The 16597-nt window shown below is 47.6% G+C and carries 11 protein-coding genes and 1 pseudogene; 8 read left to right on the top strand and 4 right to left on the bottom strand.

The window, feature by feature from the left end:
* Positions 1-168: 168 nt before the first annotated feature.
* The 3 genes from AAC033_RS14970 (at position 169) to AAC033_RS14980 (ending at position 3120) form a co-directional block, all read left to right on the top strand.
* Entirely contained in the window at positions 169-927 is a 759-nt protein-coding gene (locus AAC033_RS14970) for a LuxR C-terminal-related transcriptional regulator (protein WP_339739544.1), read from the top strand.
* Between the two features lie 398 nt (positions 928-1325).
* A complete protein-coding gene (locus AAC033_RS14975) occupies positions 1326-2207 on the top strand; it encodes an SDR family oxidoreductase (protein WP_339739546.1) in 882 nt (293 codons plus the stop codon).
* Positions 2131-3120 carry an NAD-dependent epimerase/dehydratase family protein gene (locus tag AAC033_RS14980; RefSeq protein ID WP_339739548.1) on the top strand — a complete coding sequence of 330 codons (990 nt, stop codon included), beginning with the start codon at positions 2131-2133 and terminating at the stop codon, positions 3118-3120. The genes AAC033_RS14975 and AAC033_RS14980 overlap by 77 nt, the downstream gene beginning before the upstream one ends.
* Positions 3121-3228: 108 nt before the next feature.
* Here AAC033_RS14980 and AAC033_RS14985 read toward each other — a convergent pair.
* The 4 genes and pseudogenes from AAC033_RS14985 to AAC033_RS15000 form a co-directional block, all read right to left on the bottom strand.
* Positions 3229-3444: pseudogene (locus AAC033_RS14985) on the bottom strand (DUF4143 domain-containing protein); the annotation flags it as partial.
* A gap of 85 nt (positions 3445-3529) precedes the next feature.
* Entirely contained in the window at positions 3530-4027 is a 498-nt protein-coding gene (locus AAC033_RS14990) for a GtrA family protein (RefSeq protein ID WP_339739550.1), read from the bottom strand.
* A 262-nt stretch (positions 4028-4289) separates the two neighbouring features.
* Positions 4290-5117 (bottom strand): MBL fold metallo-hydrolase, encoded by an 828-nt coding sequence (locus tag AAC033_RS14995; protein WP_339739552.1) that lies wholly within the window; start codon positions 5115-5117, stop codon positions 4290-4292.
* A gap of 11 nt (positions 5118-5128) precedes the next feature.
* Positions 5129-6238, bottom strand: coding sequence for a DUF3810 domain-containing protein (locus AAC033_RS15000; RefSeq protein ID WP_339739554.1), 1110 nt, complete (start codon positions 6236-6238; stop codon positions 5129-5131).
* A gap of 130 nt (positions 6239-6368) precedes the next feature.
* On the opposite strand from AAC033_RS15000, the gene AAC033_RS15005 reads away from it, so the two are divergent.
* The 5 genes from AAC033_RS15005 to AAC033_RS15025 form a co-directional block, all read left to right on the top strand.
* The gene (locus tag AAC033_RS15005) at positions 6369-7787 is read left to right on the top strand and encodes a Mur ligase family protein (RefSeq protein WP_339739556.1); all 1419 of its coding nucleotides are present in this window, start codon (positions 6369-6371) and stop codon (positions 7785-7787) included.
* A 12-nt stretch (positions 7788-7799) separates the two neighbouring features.
* Entirely contained in the window at positions 7800-9032 is a 1233-nt protein-coding gene (locus tag AAC033_RS15010) for a dipeptidase (RefSeq protein WP_339739558.1), read from the top strand.
* Positions 9033-9166: 134 nt separating this feature from the next.
* Positions 9167-11458 carry a LamG-like jellyroll fold domain-containing protein gene (locus tag AAC033_RS15015; RefSeq protein ID WP_339739560.1) on the top strand — a complete coding sequence of 764 codons (2292 nt, stop codon included), beginning with the start codon at positions 9167-9169 and terminating at the stop codon, positions 11456-11458.
* Positions 11459-11897: 439 nt separating this feature from the next.
* Positions 11898-13166 (top strand): Gfo/Idh/MocA family oxidoreductase, encoded by a 1269-nt coding sequence (locus tag AAC033_RS15020; RefSeq protein WP_339739562.1) that lies wholly within the window; start codon positions 11898-11900, stop codon positions 13164-13166.
* Positions 13167-13238: 72 nt separating this feature from the next.
* Positions 13239-16597, top strand: a 3359-nt coding sequence (locus AAC033_RS15025; protein ID WP_339739564.1) for a family 16 glycoside hydrolase, incomplete at its 3' end; no start/stop codon positions are given.

Raw genomic sequence — 16597 nt, forward strand, 5'->3', positions numbered from 1 at the left:
TTAATAGGTCTCAGTAATATATATCAAGCTATTCTCGTTCACTGTAGAGACAATTGTCCGGCAGGAGCTAGTCAATTGCCTTTGATTTTTTGTTATTATTGTCAAATCTATCTGTAGTACAAAGTTGCAATTGTCCATTTATTCGGGCAATACTGAAAAATCAGTATTATGACAGGCAAACAGGAAGAATTCAATTGGTATAATCAAAGCTTCGATTTTGAAAAACTGGATTATTCCCTTCTGGATAAACATGTTGAAATTCTCGAATCAATCAAATCGGTTCACAGTAGTGCTATTTCCATTTTCGACATGGCCCGGTTGCAACATGCCTATCTTTCTTCAACTTTTGAGGATCTGTTGGGCTGGAACCTGGAAGAAGCCGGAAAACCCGGGCATGAATACATCGACAGTCGTTTGCACCCGGAAGATCTGGCTCATCTGAACCGGGTTTCCTCGCAGTTTCTGGAACTCATGCTGAAGGTAAAAAAAGAAGACCGCCTGAATATGAAGCACTACAAGATGATTATGGACTACCGGACCAAGGGCAAAGACGGCAACTATGTGCGCGTGATCGAACAACACAAGCTGCTTGAGCTGGACGGGGATGACAATGTCTGGCTGGCACTTGGCATCATGGATTTGTCGCCGGACCAGGATATTCAGAGTTTGTGCCGGTACCGGTTGGTAAACGCCAAGACCGGCGATCTGTACCATTTTCCAAAAGAAACTCCAAATACAAGTTTGAGTTTACGTGAACAGGAAATTCTGCAGTTGCTCGGCAAAGGATTGATCAGCAAACAGGTTGCCGATCGGCTTTTTATTTCAGTTAACACGGTTAACACACACCGCCAGCGAATCATTGAAAAGCTGAATGTGAGCAACATCACAGAGGCAGTCCGCCACGCAGCAACGATCGGAATTATTTAGCTGCTATTGAAAAATGCAACCAAAAGTAATTTTTTTGCTCAAAAACCTGGAATCCCCTGTAATTACAATACCTTTACGCAAATAAGCGTGTAGGCAAGGCCACAATGTAGAATAGTTGACTCACAAGAACAGAGCATTCTTCCAATGAGAATCTGAACCATCGAATGTTCGAATGTCATTATTTTTAGACCGTTAGAAAACAATAACCAATCTTATTTGTCCAACGAAATTTTCTAGCCTGCTTTTTGTGTTGATCCATTGGTCACTTTTGCTGATCCAATAAATAAACGGAATAAAAACGCACACCCGGGTATGTACTTCTGACAACTAAAAACAGAAGCCTCCCACGACAGACAACCGGCCAGTCGATGGTTGACAATGATAAAAAAATAGTCAAAATGAAAAATCCGAACTGTTTATACACTTTAATTACCGGGGCAAGTACAGGATTAGGGAAAGCCTTTGCCATTGAATGTGCAAGACGAAAAATGAACCTGATTCTCATTTCGCTACCTGATGAAAACCTGGCTAAACTAAGCGAAATCCTAAAACAAACCTACAACATCGAGGTCTATTATAAAGAAACAAATCTGACAGACCGAAAAGCAGTCGTTGACTTTGCAAATTGGGCTACCGACAACTTTTCAATCAACACCCTGATTAACAACGCCGGAATTGGAGGAACCCAGCATTTTATCGATGCAGATCCGGATTATCTAGACAACATGATCCAGCTCAATATCCGCGCCATGACGCTTCTTACCCGGCTGATTCTTCCCGAACTAAAAACGCAGGGCAAGGCATACATATTAAATGTTTCCAGCCTCGCCGCATTTTCTCCCGTTCCGTATAAAACCATTTACCCGGCCACAAAGGCATTTATTTATCATTTTACAAGGGGACTTGAAGCCGAGCTTAAGGACTCCAGTATCAGCGTGTGCGTCCTGAACCCCGGCCCCATCATGACCAATTCGGATGTCAGCAAGCGGATCAACGGTCAGAGCTTTTACATCAAGCTTTCCATTATGAGCCCTGAAAAAATAGCCCGGATCGCTGTCAAAAAACTACTCCGCGGCAAATCCGTCATCATTCCTGGTTTTATGAGCCAGCTGAATGCCTTCTTTATCCGCCTGGTTCCCGAAAACTTCCGGATTTTTGTGGGCACCCGTATTTTCAAACGTGAAAATGGTAAAAAAAGAATTCATGAAAATATTGATAACAGGGGCAAACAGCCTGCTTGGAAGCAATCTGACCAGAAAACTGTTGCAAGCCAACTATGACGTGAAAGGCTTGGTGAGGGGAAGCAGCAACCTGCTATCACTGAAAGGTACTGATCTGGAGCTGTTCAAAGGAAGCTTTTTGAACACGGGCGATTTAAGAAAAGCGCTCGCCGGCTGTCAAGCCGTAGTGCATGTGGCGGCCAATACTTCGCAATGGCCATCGGACTACGAACATTACAGAAAGGCTAATATTGACGGCACCCGACTGGTGCTTGAAGAATGTAAAAAAGCCGGCATTGGCCGGTTTATCTTTGTAAGCTCAGCCAACGCTTTTGGCCCCGGATGTAAAGAAAAGCCCGGTGATGAATCCTCTCCTTTTACCGATCTGCAGCACCAATCGGGCTACATGCGAAGCAAACATGAAGCGCAACAACTGGTACTCGATTTTCATCGGAAACACCAATTTCCGGCGACCGTCGTAAACCCCACGTTTATGCTGGGAAAGTACGATGCCAAGCCCAGCTCAGGACTAATGCTGTTGATGGCACACGGAAAGAAAATGATGCCTTACCCTTTCGGCGGAAAGAATTTCGTTCATGTTGAAGACGTGGCGAACGGCATTGTCAGCGCCATTGAAAAAGGAAAGAACGGCCATTGCTATCTGCTGGCCAATGAAAACCTGAGCTACCAAGAGTTTTTCAGCAAAATGAGAGCGGTATGTGGCTGGCCCAAACAGTTAGTAAAATTGCCCAAACCACTTTTAACCCTCGCCGGCCAAGCCGGAACGCTATATGAAAAGCTGAGCCGTGAGCCGGCCAAACTCAACAAGATTAACGCGCGCCTGCTCCAAGCCGACAACTACTATTCGCCTGCAAAAGCCATCAGGGAACTGCAACTACCACAAACCCCTATAGAAATGGCGATCAGCGATGCTCTGGCGTGGTTTGAAGAGAATGGGTCTTTGAGAAAATAAAAGGCTTCAAAGCAAAAATTCCAGAAAGTTATCCTTTGAAATCACCTGAAATTCAGTATCAGGATAGGCCATTGACCAAGCCTTGGGCGCCTTAACATTTTTTGGGTTTCATTTAAACTCATAGCCATACAATTGTCCATCCCGCTCCTCAATCAAATCGATCTCCTGCCGATCGTAAGTTCGCCAGAAATAGTCGTTCGAGAAAATTCGTTTGGAGGCTTTGGTCTTCAAACGTTCCATAAATAAGAAATTCTCCCAAAGCATCCCTATATCGTTTCGCTGATCGGGCAAGTTGAAGTTATTGATGATGGCATTTCGAACTCCGTTATCCCAAAATTAATATCGGGCTGTCTTTACTACTTCTTTTCGCAGGTTTCTCGAAATTCGCCATTTTAAAACTTCCGTTATTCTAAGATTTAAACGTAAAAAACCGCTGTAATAAGTAGCTCACAATGATAACGACCCCAGTGGTAATCACCTTGGACGGTGTGGGGTAGAAGAGAAAATACTCGACCAGCAATTTCAGTAAAACGTAGTTAAGTACTATATTCAGCATTGCGACTGAAAAATAGCGGACCAGTTGAATTCGGCCCCGAAGAATTGATTCAGTGAATACCAACCCGCGCATCAGCATAAAGCCCAAAGGAAAGGTAATTAAAAAGGCGATAATAAAAGCGCCAATATGCGGACTGATTGCTATACCCGGTGACAGGTGAACCACCTGCTTTTCAAGTATGAAGTTGTAGGAAACAAAGTACAGGAAAATATCGAGCAAGGTGTTTGAACCGCCAATGGCCAGGTAGCGAAAGGTCTGTAGATCGAAAAATGGACGAAATAGAGGGTAAAAAAAATCGATTTTATCGAGAACGAATGATTTTGCCTTAAGATATTTGACTTGACCTTCCATTTACCAGACTTTAATTCAATTGGTTATCGCAATTTTAGGTTCGGGTTCTGAAGTTTTCAAATTCAGTTTTTCCTGCCAAAACAGAAAACTATTTTCTTAAAGCAGGGGAGGCAAAAATATAAACTTTTACCGAGTTTCCGCGTATTTCAAAAAGTGTTTCACAAAACACCTTATGTAACTAATTGACTACCAACAACACAAGATCACTTCTTTCAAGAATAATAAACGATACAATCTTCTCTCAAGAATCGATCAAATGATCCTAAATGGAAAATGCTTCTTTTAGTTTAGCACCTTTATCGGTCCACTCCAGGCTGGTACATTGGGTATAATAATCGTGTTCAAAAAACAGAATGTAGTTCTTTGTGGCTGCTTCCTTCAAAAAGGCTTCCTTTTCCTCCATGGCAGTTACCGGGTACAAATCGTACGACGCCAGCCAAACAATGGGAATGTGCGCTTTGGTAGGAATCAGGTCGGAAGTGTACACATAAGTTCTTCCTTCGCTTTCTATCAGCGGGATGAGTTGCCCGGGTGTGTGTCCGTCGAAAAACCGGACGCTGATTCCGGGAAAAAGCTCGCCTTCGTTTTCAACCAACTGCATGTTTCCTTCCGACTTCAGAAAATTCAGGATATCCGGGAAGAAGGCAGCCTGCTCACGAACGCTGGCTGTTGGGAAATGTTCCCATTGCCCTTTGCTGCACCAGTGCGTGGCTTTCGGAAAAAGCAACTTCAGCTGGCCGTCTTCATTCAACACCGCACCATTACAATGATCCCAATGCAAATGGGTGAACAGCACATCGGTAATGTCGCCAGTATCGTACCCCTGCGCAGCCAGCGATTTTGGTAACGCGTCAGTGTCTTCATGTCCGTTGTTTTTCCGCAGCTTCTCCGGATAATGATTGCCGACGCCCGCTTCAATCAAGATTTTCCGTTCACCTTGATCGACAAGCAAGCAGCGCATGGTCAACCGGGTCACGTTATTTTCATCGGCCGGATAGACTTTCGACCACAATGGCTTTGGAATAACGCTGAAAAGTGCGCCACCATCGCATGAAAAATGGCCGGCGTGTATGGGAATTAATCGATTCATCTTTTTACTTTCTATGGGTTTAACAATTTTCGAAGGCGCTTGTTTGCAACCGAATCGGTTGAAAAATCCATTACATATTTTACCACGCCGGAGTAATCGTCAATGCCCTGTTCAACCTTGTTTGTTTTCAGGTAGGCGTCGTTCATTTTCGAAGCATATTCGTCAATTTTCACATCGCGCAGCATTAGCCAATGCTCGCGGATCCGCTGAAAATCGGATTTCACCGGCTCAGAGATTTGTTTGACCAGCTGGGGGTAAGCTTCTAATTGGTAGGCTTCGCTCAGAAAATAGCGAAGCAAATAGAGGCTTGCGCTGTACTGAAGTACCTGGTCCGGGCTGTTGGCACAAACCAGCCAGGCGTAAAAGTTGGCTTCCGCCTCACCGGTAATTCCCAACTGATGCGCCTTTTCATGCGCCAAAACCAAGGGATACTGGACGGACAACAAGTATCTACTGACTTGGACTTCGTTGAAAAATGGCCCGTAGTAACCCAAAATGGTTGCCTTGGCAAAAAACCCACTAAACGTGATTGGTTTGGCGCGCCGCACTCCGGCTGGATAATCAATTTTCAAAAACGGAGCAAGCTGTTGATACGAATCCTCAACCAATGAATCCACCCGCGCCACATCAAGGGTATCGACGCTGATATAGGCCGCATTGGCCGATTCGATTAGCTCGGACAACACCTCAATGAAAACTTCAGTATCGGGCTCGCTCTGCGCAATTGTCAACCGTTCATTCAACTCCTGCCGATAATAATTGAAGCCCCACAGCCAGTAAAAAAGCACGTACAGTCCGGCCAACGAATTCAACCAAAGCGCAAGAAACGAATGCCAGCGCATGCGCCGAAGCACAAGAGCCAGGATGCTCACCAGCCCAAGCACAATCAAACCCACGTAAAAAAGGTCGTCGAGCGAAAAGGGGAACCACCGGCTAACCGACGACAAAGCCATGGCGATCGACGGATAAAGTCCGCGTGAATAAACCGACTCCGTCAAGGCCGGAAAAGCGGCCAGCAACTCAGTCAGTAAAAAGGTAAACAGTGCCAGCCACAGGCCAATCCATCGTTTGCCGAAAATTCCTCTCAATCGTTCTTTTGCGTTCACGTGCTGTAATCTCATCCTATTTTGAAGAAATCCAAAAATACACGAAATCAGCCGAATCCCGAAATACCTCCATTTTTTCATTCTGACAAGGAATACTTAAACTACTTTCGCTATTTTTAGGCGCTCAACGCTTAATTCAGACTACATGCACATTCATTTTACAGCCATTGGCGGAAGCGCCATGCACAATCTGGCCATTGCGCTTCATAAAAAAGGATACCAGGTAACAGGCAGCGATGACGAGATTTTTGAACCGTCCAAAAGCCGCCTCGACCAATATGGTTTGCTGCCCAAACAGCAAGGCTGGCAAACCGAATTGATCAACGAAAAAATTGATGCCATCATTTTGGGCATGCACGCCCATCCCGACAACCCGGAACTTAAGAAAGCGCAGGAACTTGGGCTGAAAATCTACTCGTATCCGGAATACCTGTACGAACAAACCAAAGAAAAAATCCGCGTGGTGATTGGCGGCTCACACGGAAAAACGAGCATCACCTCAATGATTATGCATGTACTGAAAACCAACCACATGGATTTTGATTACATGGTTGGGGCCAAGCTGGAAGGCTTTGAAACCATGGTTTCGCTGAAGGAAAACACCAGAATCGCGGTTTTCGAAGGCGATGAATATTTGTCGTCGCCCATTGACCGCCGCCCGAAGTTTCATTTGTATCATCCACACATCGCCCTGCTGAGCGGCATTGCCTGGGATCACATCAATGTGTTTCCAACCTTTGAAAACTACGTGGAGCAATTCCGGGTTTTTACAGATAAAATCGAAAAAGACGGCACACTGATTTATTTTGAAGGCGATAAAATCCTGAAGGAAATTGCCGATGGATCGCGCGCCGATATTCAGAAGCTGGCCTACCAGGCACATAAATCAACGGTTGAAGACGGCGTAACTTACCTCAACCACGGACAACGGAACATCCGCTTGCAGGTTTTTGGCGATCACAACCTGCAAAACATTGCCGGAGCCAAGCTGGTGTGCGACAAATTGGGCATCAGCGATGAGCAATTCTATCGGGCCATGATTTCGTTTAAAGGAGCCGACCGCCGTCTTGAAGCACTTTCCGAAAACGAAAGCTGTACGGTTTTCTACGACTTTGCTCACTCCCCTTCGAAACTGAAAGCCACAACAGCCGCGGTGAAAAAGCAATTCGCCAACCGCAAACTGGTTGCCGTAATGGAGCTGCACACCTACAGCTCATTGAAAAAAGATTTTCTTCCCCAATACAAAAACTGCATGGACGAAGCCGACGAAGCGTTCGTCTTCTTCAACCCAAAAACCATTGAGCACAAACGCCTGAGCCCAATCACTAAAGCCGAAGTGGCTGCGGCTTTTGCCAGCAACGGGCTGCAGGTCTTTACCGACCCGGAAGAATTATTCGAAAAACTCCGGGCAAAAAACTGGAGAGACAAAAACCTGTTGATCATGACTTCCGGCAACTTCTCCGGACAGGATTTAAAAGCCTTTTCCAAAGAAATAACCGGCGATCCGGTCCGGTTTCAACGAAAAGACAACTGGCTTCAACATCCGGATGGAATGATGAGCTAAAACCATAACCGAATGAAACGATTGACTTTGATACTTCTGCTGAGCTTGGGAATCCTGTTTGCCCAAGCCAAAGAGAAAGACACGCACCGGTGGAAAAAAGCCTTGCGCATTCACGAGCGCGCCCTCACCATCGACACCCATTGCGACACCCCTATGGAAATGATTAAAGCCGGTTTCGACATTGGCGACGAACACCACAGCCCCTATATCCGGGTAGATTTGCCCCGCATGAAAGCCGGAGGGCTCGATGCCATGTTCTTTGCCGTGTGGGTGGGCCAGAAACCACGGACAGATGAAAACTATATCACAGCCTATCAGTTGGCGCACCAGATGCTGGATTCCATTCATTCGGCAGTCATCAAACATCAGCCAACAGCCAGCCTGGCACTGACGGCCGATCAGGCAACAACCATTGAAAGCGCTGGCAAACGGGCCATTTATATTGGACTGGAAAATGGCTTCCCCCTGGCTAGAAACCTCGAGAGGGTCGAGGAATTTTACAAGCGCGGTGTCCGCTACATCACCCTTTCCCACTCTTTTCACAACGATCTATGCGATTCGTCAAGTGATTTGGCTGAACCGGAACACAACGGCGTCAGTGATTTTGGGCGGATGGTCATCCACGAAATGAACCGACTGGGCATGATGGTCGATGTGTCGCACATTTCGGACCAGGCCTTTTTTGATGTGATGAACATGAGCCAGGCACCGGTGATTGCTTCGCACAGCAGTGTGCGTGCCCTGTGCCAGCACGACCGCAACATGAGCGATGAGATGATTAAAAAGCTAGCCAAGAACGACGGGGTCATTCAAATCTGTTTGCTCGACGATTACATCAAAGAACCCGACACCACTACCCGGCGTTACGCAGTTCAAAGCCGGCTGATGCATATTTACCGGACGGAATACAACCAAATGAACGAAGCCGAAAAATCGGCTTTCAACCAGGAATGGCAGGATATGAAGAAAAACTACCCAAAAGAACTACCAACTGTCAGCGATTTGGTTGACCACATCGATCATGTGGTGAACTTGGTTGGCGTAGATTATGTGGGCATCGGCAGTGATTTCGACGGCGGCGGCGGACTGGCCGACTGCGCCGATGTGAGCGAATTTCCGAACATCACCTACGAATTGCTGAAGCGCGGCTATTCTGAAAGAGACATCAAAAAAATCTGGGGCGGTAACCTGCTGCGTGTCTTCAGGGAAGTGGAAAAAACCGCCGGCACCTTGGCTGGAAACTAAAAGAAAACGAACAACCCCTCGATGCATCGGAATACCACCTTTTTGAATTCCGAAGCGGTTTTCCTCATTTTGCAAGGAAACATCAGTCAGCTTTTTATAGATTTGCAGGAACGACCAATCAATCCGATATTTTTTTGAAAACAAACACCCGTCAATATCGTCTGATCTTGTTTGTTTGGCTAATCCTGACAAGCGGATTAGTCCAGGCAAAACCAGCATGGTATCAGGAGTTGCCGGACAGTCTGCGAACCACGATTCGGCTGAAGACGCACTTGCTGATTCACCTGAATGAGCTCAGCGCATCAGCGGTTGATAGCCTCCAAAAAGCGAACATTCCGTTTGCTTTCTTTGCCGAAGAGTTGCAGCAGTCGGGCCAAAACACGACATTCGACCGGCTCACCGGGCGGCAGAACGTGATTCCGGTCATCAGCAAGCCAGATCAAGACCACTTATCGCTTGGAAACAACAAACTGGTGCTGATCACCCCCGATGAGTTCGACCAGGTCAAACTCGAGCAACGATCGGCCGACAGCTTGTTCAGCAAAACTTTATTCAGCACCAAAGAGCTGCTTTGGGTGAACACGGCCCCCACCCCAACCAATGCCGACCTGTACCTGACTCTCTGGAGCCAGTGCGGAAAGCTGCCCAATTTTATTCCGGCAAACGAACTCTCGCTTCAGGAATCAGCCAGCTTGGTGGCGCAGCTCAACGCGAGGGACAAATTCTATGGCGTAATCTTATCAAACAATCACTTGCTGGTCGACGTATCATGGAAATCCTATCCCCGGCGAACCAGCAACGGTTACTTTTGCTTTCCGCTACTCACTTCTAACCCCGAGCCGTTCATTCCCTACAAGGCTGGCTACCGTTTTTCGCCCGACATCATGCACGACTCTCCTGCGAACAGAAGCTATTTGAAGGAATTCAAAGCTGTCAGCCTGAGCCCGGATTTTGGACTGACCGACCATTTTATTTTCGAAAAGAAAGCGCGCAACATCCGAAGAAACAACGAACAGGAAATGATCAACAACGACGTTGAGCTCACGACCGATCCCGTGCGTGGTTCCTGCGCCTGGTTTCCGGGGCGGGCTTACCTCGATGCCGGCATTCAAAGCAAAGAAAGCCTTCAACCAAACTTCAGCGTTACCGCGTGGATAAAACCAAGCCAGACCGACGCCAACAACAGCATTCTGGGCAAGGGCCGCGACTTTGTATTAAAACTGCACAACGGCCAACTCACCTATACCATGCAGGGAATTAAAGACTACCAGTCTGTTTCGTCCATCGTGCCAATCAACGAATGGACCTTTATTTCGTTGGTGCATTCGTCTTATGAAAACCAGATTCGATTTTACCTGAATGGCGAACTTACCGAACAAATCGACTTGATTACGCCATATAGCGAATCGGATTACACCTTACTCATTGGCAGCAACTTGTGGGAAGAGTTTTTTGTTGGCCACATGGGGGACATTAAGATTTGGAACCGCGAGTTGAACGATGAGGAAATCCGCCAACAATTTCAGCAATCGGCCACCCACCCGCAAAGCCAAGGGGCCGCGCTGTGGAGCCTGCTTCTACTCGCTGTGTTTTTACTGATTTTGGTCTATCTGTATCTCCGAAAAAGAAACACCAGCAAGACTCAAAAGCAAACTAAGCCCGTTGAAGAGCTCATCAAGCCAGTGCAACATCAGGAAAAAATATACTGCTTTGGCGGACTCAAGGTCATCAACCCAAAGGGAGCAGAGGTCAGCCAGAAGTTTTCGCCCAAGATCAAACAACTGTTTATTTTGGTTCTTTTGAATAGTGTGAATGGCCAAAAAGGCATTTCGACCAGTAGGCTTTCGGGCATCCTTTGGCCGGGAATGAGTACCCAAAATGCCAAAAACACGCGCGGAACAAACATTCAAAACCTGAAAGCAGCACTTGTCTCCTGCCCGGGCATCAACCTGGTTTTTAGCGACAAGTTATGGCGGATCGAACTAAGCGAAAGCAGCTACTTCGATTATGGGGAAGCGGAAAGCCAATTGAACGAGCTGGAAAATTCCGCTGGTACTCCATCCGATGAGATCCTGCAGAAGCTGGTGAACACCCTGAACCGCGGAACGCTTTTTCCAAACATGTCCGAATCGTGGCTTGATCCATACATCAGCAAGATGAGCGACCGGATCATTGAAATGGGCATGAGGCTTTTTGAAACGCTGGATGAAACACAACATGCCCAGCAGCTCTTCAAACTTGCCGAAGTGGTCAGCCTGCACGACCCTTTAAATGAACCCGCCCTGCGTAAAAAACTACAACTGCTCACCCTCCAGGGGAAACTGAGCCTTGCCCACACGGTTTACGACCATTTTGTAAAAGTGTACCGTGAAATGTACCAGGAAAGCTATCCAGTCGACTTTAAAAGCCTGACGGCGGATAATTAGTGTTTTCCCGGGCTTGTACTTCCTTAGTCTTTATGCCGGACCTTCAAAAAGGTGCCAAATGAGCTGCCTAAGTAGGCGGGCTTTGGCAGCCTGCGAGGATTTGGTTTTGGAAAACAAGGGAAGAAAACTGCGAGGACACTCCAATCGTCTCAATTCTCTGGCTCATCCTGAAACAAGTTCAGGATGACACGCTGCTGGTAGGTTTAAGCGGGACATCGCTGTTTTCGCCTCCGGCGAAGTGGAGGCTTAAGGATCGAAACTTTTCTGTTGTATTCGACCTTCTGGCGCCTGAAGAAAAGCAAGATCAAATGAGAATAAAAACTGATAGACCCGTATTTTTTTAGCCGTTACCCCCTTTGTTACCCCTGCTATTATCCCACGGATTCTTTCTTTGTCTAAACAATTCATTAAATTGAGCACTACTAAATCCAATAAGACGATGAACAAAAAAATGAATCCACGCCGCGATTTCCTTAAAAAATCACTGATTGCGGCTGCCGGAGTAACGATTATTCCAAGGCATGTTATGGGAGGAGCTGGCTTTCTTGCTCCAAGTGACCAACTCACCAAAGCCATCATTGGGGTTGGAGGAATGGGAAAAGGACACATCAACTACGAAGGCACCCGATTGCTCGCCGTTTGCGATGTCGACAAAAATCACTTGAAAGACACGCTCAATATGGTCAATTCTGAAGTTCAGGGTTACCATGATTTTCGTGAAGTGCTTCAGCGTTCCGATATCGACATCGTGCACATTGCGACACCGCCGCATTGGCACGGCATCATGTCGGTAATGGCAGCGCAGGCCGGTAAAGATGTTTGGTGCGAAAAGCCCATGACCCGAACCATTGGAGAAGGCAAGCGGGTAGTGGAAGCCATCAACGCCACGGGGAAAATGTTTCGACTCAACACCTGGTTCCGTTTCAAGGATAATTTCTACGGGCTCGGAACGCCTGTCAAACCGCTGAAGAAAGCCGTCGAAAGTGGCGTTTTGGGATGGCCGCTGAAGGTCACTATCAGCGGCGTGACCGGCTTCAACTGGAAATTCTACTGGGTAGGAAAAACGAACCTGACCCCACAACCAATTCCTGATGAATTGGATTACGACCTATGGTTGGGACCAGCCCCGGAAAAACCTTACAACGCGCACCGGGTGCATCAAACCTTCCGCGGATACTGGGATTACGATGGCGGAGGTCTGGGCGATATGGGACAGCACTACATTGATCCGGTTCAATATTTTCTGGGCAAAGACAACACCAGCCCGGTGAAAGTAGAAGTGGACGCCCCCCAACAACACGACGATGCCATCGGCACCTGGCGGAAAATAACCTACACCTACGACGATGGTTGCCAAATCATTCTGGATGGTGAAAACAAGGATAAAAACGCAGCCTACATTGAAGGCCCCAACGGAAAAATATTCAACGGATTCCAATCCGATATTCCAAACTTGCAGGCATTGATTGACACCATGCCTGATCCGGAACCTCAGATTACCACCTTCAGCGAATCAGTTCGTACACGCAAAAAATTCGCATTAAACGAAGAAAACGGCCACCGCTCGGCAACCATTGTTAATATGGGTGTCATCGCACTTCGTTTGGGCCGAACCCTCGAATTTGATCCGGTCAATCAGGTGTTTATTAATGATGATGAAGCCAACCGCTTGATCAACCAACCCATGCGTGGCGGGTGGCAGATTTAAGTGAGAAAATCAGTCACACCAAAGTCAATTCAATAGCAATAACCTAGTTTTTAAACAAAATTTCAAAAGGAAATGAATCACTTCAAGAATATACTGACAACTCTTCTGATCAGCGTGTTGCTTCTTCCTGCTTTTGCGCAGGACAGACGGACGCTGGAAACCAAAGTCGCCGACATTCTGGCGCGTTTCCCGGCCAAAAACAGCCAGGAAACAAACCAATTAAGCCAGCAAATCATAGATTTGGGAGCCGATGGAATCGCCAACTTTTGCGATCTGATTGTACCTCCCGGAACTGGTGACGACACCCAGGCTCGTTATGCCGTGACAAGCTTGGCCAAATGGCCGGGCTCGGCCGAAAAAGCATTGATCGAGGAAAGCCTGATCAAAGCGCTCGACAAAGCTTCGGACAAAGAAGTCAAAGCCTTTTTCCTGCGGCAACTCGCTTATGGCGGACAAGCATCCACCGTTCAAGCAGCAGCCAACTACCTGGATAGCGAAGGGCTGATGACTCCGGCAATCGCCACGCTGACGAGCATCGGCTCCGACGAAGCCGCCGAAGCCATCCTTCAGGCTGCAAAAAACAAGAGCGACAAGCCACAAATAGCGTTCATCAAAGCCTTGGGCGCATTGAGCTACCAACCTGCCGAGTCCTATTTGCTGTCTCTAAGCGAATCCGCCAGCGGAGAAGCGCTCAAACAGACTTATGCCGCTTTGGCGCGCATCGCAGGTGAGGCGTCGGCCGCAACATTCAGTAATGCCGCCAAACAGGTTTCGTTTTCTGCCGATGAATCAGAGACCATGCTTTCCTACCTGGCATACGCCGGGAACTTGGGACAACACGGAAAGACCAAGCTAAGCAGCAAACTGGCTGCAACAGCGCTCAAAAAATTTACCCGTTCCGACCAACTGCATTACCGCTCAGCGGCACTGAAGATTTTGCGGGCAAACCAAGGCGAAGAGGCACTGAAACTTCTGTCCAAAGAATTTGACCATGCTGATAAAAGCTACCGCATGGCTGTCCTTCGTTTGGCAAAAAATGGACTGAATGAGCAAGAAGTCAATCACTGGGTGAAACAGTTTCCCAAATATTCGGCGGAACAACAGGCCGAATTGCTTTACTTTTTGGCTCATCGTCCCGAAGCGGCCGTGTACACACAAGTAATTCAGCCCGCAATGAAATCGGGCAATCCTGCCGTTCGTCAGGAAGCCATCCGTGCGTTGGCCATCAATCAACAGGAAAAAGCCATTCCCGGCCTGCTCGACCAACTTAAAGAAGTCTCCAACGAAACCGATCTGGCAATGATTAAACAAGCCCTGCTAACCGCAACATCTCAAGATGCTTGCGACCAAGTGGCAGCGCAACTGGATGGAGCCGAAGCAGATGCTCAGGTCGTGCTGATCGACATCCTGGCCGCACGACGCGCTCATGCTTACTTTAGTCAAATTGAAACGCTTTGCTCCAGTTCCAGCGATCAGGTCAGCCAGGCGGCCTATCAAGCGCTTTCGCGTGTGGCCCAAGCCGAAAACACACCGGCCCTGCTGGAGCTTCTGGAAAAGAGTTCATCAGCAGACGAAACACAAGCAGTTCAACAAGCGCTTATCGAACTGTATCGCCAGGCAGATGCTCCGACAGCTAACCTGGTTTTGAAAGAAATGAAGAAAGGAAATCAGACCCAAAAACTGGTTCCGATTCTTCCATACCTCAACGATCAAGATGCTTTGGAAAGTGTGGTTTCACTGCTGAATGATGGAAGCTCATCGGAGCAGCAAGCCGCATTTTCGGCCTTGACCAACTGGTCCGACGCATCGGCCCTGCCTGCTTTGTTTGAAGTTTACAGCAACCCGTCGAAGTCCGAATACAAACAACAGGCCCTGGCTGCCTACCTGAAGTTGAGCCAGCAGGCGAATTCCCCGGCCGATCAAAAATTGCTGTGGCTTGATAAGATCATGAGCGAATGCACCACCGACAACGAGAAGCAGCAAGTTATTCGCGCAGCCGGAAACGTGAAGACCTTCCTCTCGCTGGCATTTGTCGCCAACTACCTTGACGAGGATGCCTTAAGCGCAGTTGCCGCTCAATCGGCCATGAAAATTGCGCTTCCGACTCCTGGAGAGCAGGATGGACTGACCGGAGCTTTTGTCCGCGAAACACTACATCAAGTCAAAGCCAGAATTTCGGGTGCCGACAGCCAGTATTTTAAAATTGATATTCAGGAGTATTTGGACAAAATGCCGCAGGAAGCAGGTTATGTTTCTATCTTCAACGGTGAAGATCTGACCGGCTGGCAGGGACTGGTACAAAACCCAATTGCCCGTGCAAAAATGTCGGACAAGGCACTCGCTGCCGCGCAAGCTAAAGCAGACAAAAAAATGCACGAAAACTGGTCGGTACAAAATGGAATCATTGTGTTCGACGGAAAAGGCGACAACCTTTGCACGAAAAAAATGTATGGCGATTTTGAAATGCTGGTTGACTGGAGAATCACCAAGGAAGGCGACTCCGGAATTTACCTTCGCGGAACACCGCAAGTTCAAATCTGGGACACTTCCCTGGTTCAGGTTGGTGCACAGGTCGGCTCAGGAGGTTTGTACAACAATCAGAAACACGAGAGTAAACCGCTGGTGGTGGCCGATAATCCAGTTGGCGAATGGAACACGTTCCGTATTAAAATGGTGGGGGACAAAGTAACCGTTCACCTGAATGGCGTTTTGGTTGTAGACAACGTGACCATGGAAAACTATTGGGACCGCTCCATGCCTATTTTCCCGAAAGAAGCCATCGAATTACAGGCGCACGGCAACGATCTGGCATTCCGCAACCTGTACGTCCGGGAATTGAATATTGAAGTTCCAAGCCTGAGTGCTGATGAAAAAGCCGAAGGATTTGTATCGCTGTTCAACGGCAAAAACCTGGACAACTGGGTTGGAAATAAAACCGACTATCGGGCCGAAGATGGTTTGCTGGTTGTTCGTCCGGCCGAAGGAGGCCACGGAAACCTCTACACCGAAAAAGACTATTCGAACTTTATTTTCCGCTTCGAATTTCAACTCACACCGGGTGCCAACAACGGGCTGGGTATCCACGCACCACTGGAAGGCGATGTCGCTTATGTCGGTAAAGAATTGCAAATTCTGGACAATACTGCACCCATTTATGCCAAGCTGGCACCCTACCAATATCACGGGTCGGTTTACGGAATTATTGCCGCCAAGCGTGGCTTTCTGAAACCGGTTGGTGAATGGAACTCACAGGAAGTGATCGTCAATGGCGATGATATTAAAATTACACTGAACGGTGAAGTGATTCTTGAAGGAAATATGAAAGAAGCCAGCAAAAATGGGACAGCCGATAAAAAAGACCATCCGGGACTGAAACGGAATACGGGCCGGATCTGTTTCCTGGGACACGGATCAGACCTGAAATTCAGAAA

The sequence above is a fragment of the uncultured Sunxiuqinia sp. genome, from assembly GCF_963974515.1.
Lineage (GTDB): Bacteria > Bacteroidota > Bacteroidia > Bacteroidales > Prolixibacteraceae > Sunxiuqinia.

What these genes read in the sequence shown, in the direction of transcription:
- AAC033_RS15020 (WP_339739562.1), top strand. Translation starts at nt 11,898, where the DNA reads ATGAACAAAAAAATGAATCCACGCCGCGATTTCCTTAAAAAATCACTG.
- AAC033_RS14980 (WP_339739548.1), top strand. Translation starts at nt 2,131, where the DNA reads ATGAAAATATTGATAACAGGGGCAAACAGCCTGCTTGGAAGCAATCTG.
- AAC033_RS15010 (WP_339739558.1), top strand. Translation starts at nt 7,800, where the DNA reads ATGAAACGATTGACTTTGATACTTCTGCTGAGCTTGGGAATCCTGTTT.
- AAC033_RS14990 (WP_339739550.1), bottom strand. Translation starts at nt 4,027, where the DNA reads ATGGAAGGTCAAGTCAAATATCTTAAGGCAAAATCATTCGTTCTCGAT.
- AAC033_RS14975 (WP_339739546.1), top strand. Translation starts at nt 1,326, where the DNA reads ATGAAAAATCCGAACTGTTTATACACTTTAATTACCGGGGCAAGTACA.
- AAC033_RS14995 (WP_339739552.1), bottom strand. Translation starts at nt 5,117, where the DNA reads ATGAATCGATTAATTCCCATACACGCCGGCCATTTTTCATGCGATGGT.
- AAC033_RS14970 (WP_339739544.1), top strand. Translation starts at nt 169, where the DNA reads ATGACAGGCAAACAGGAAGAATTCAATTGGTATAATCAAAGCTTCGAT.
- AAC033_RS15005 (WP_339739556.1), top strand. Translation starts at nt 6,369, where the DNA reads ATGCACATTCATTTTACAGCCATTGGCGGAAGCGCCATGCACAATCTG.
- AAC033_RS15000 (WP_339739554.1), bottom strand. Translation starts at nt 6,238, where the DNA reads ATGAGATTACAGCACGTGAACGCAAAAGAACGATTGAGAGGAATTTTC.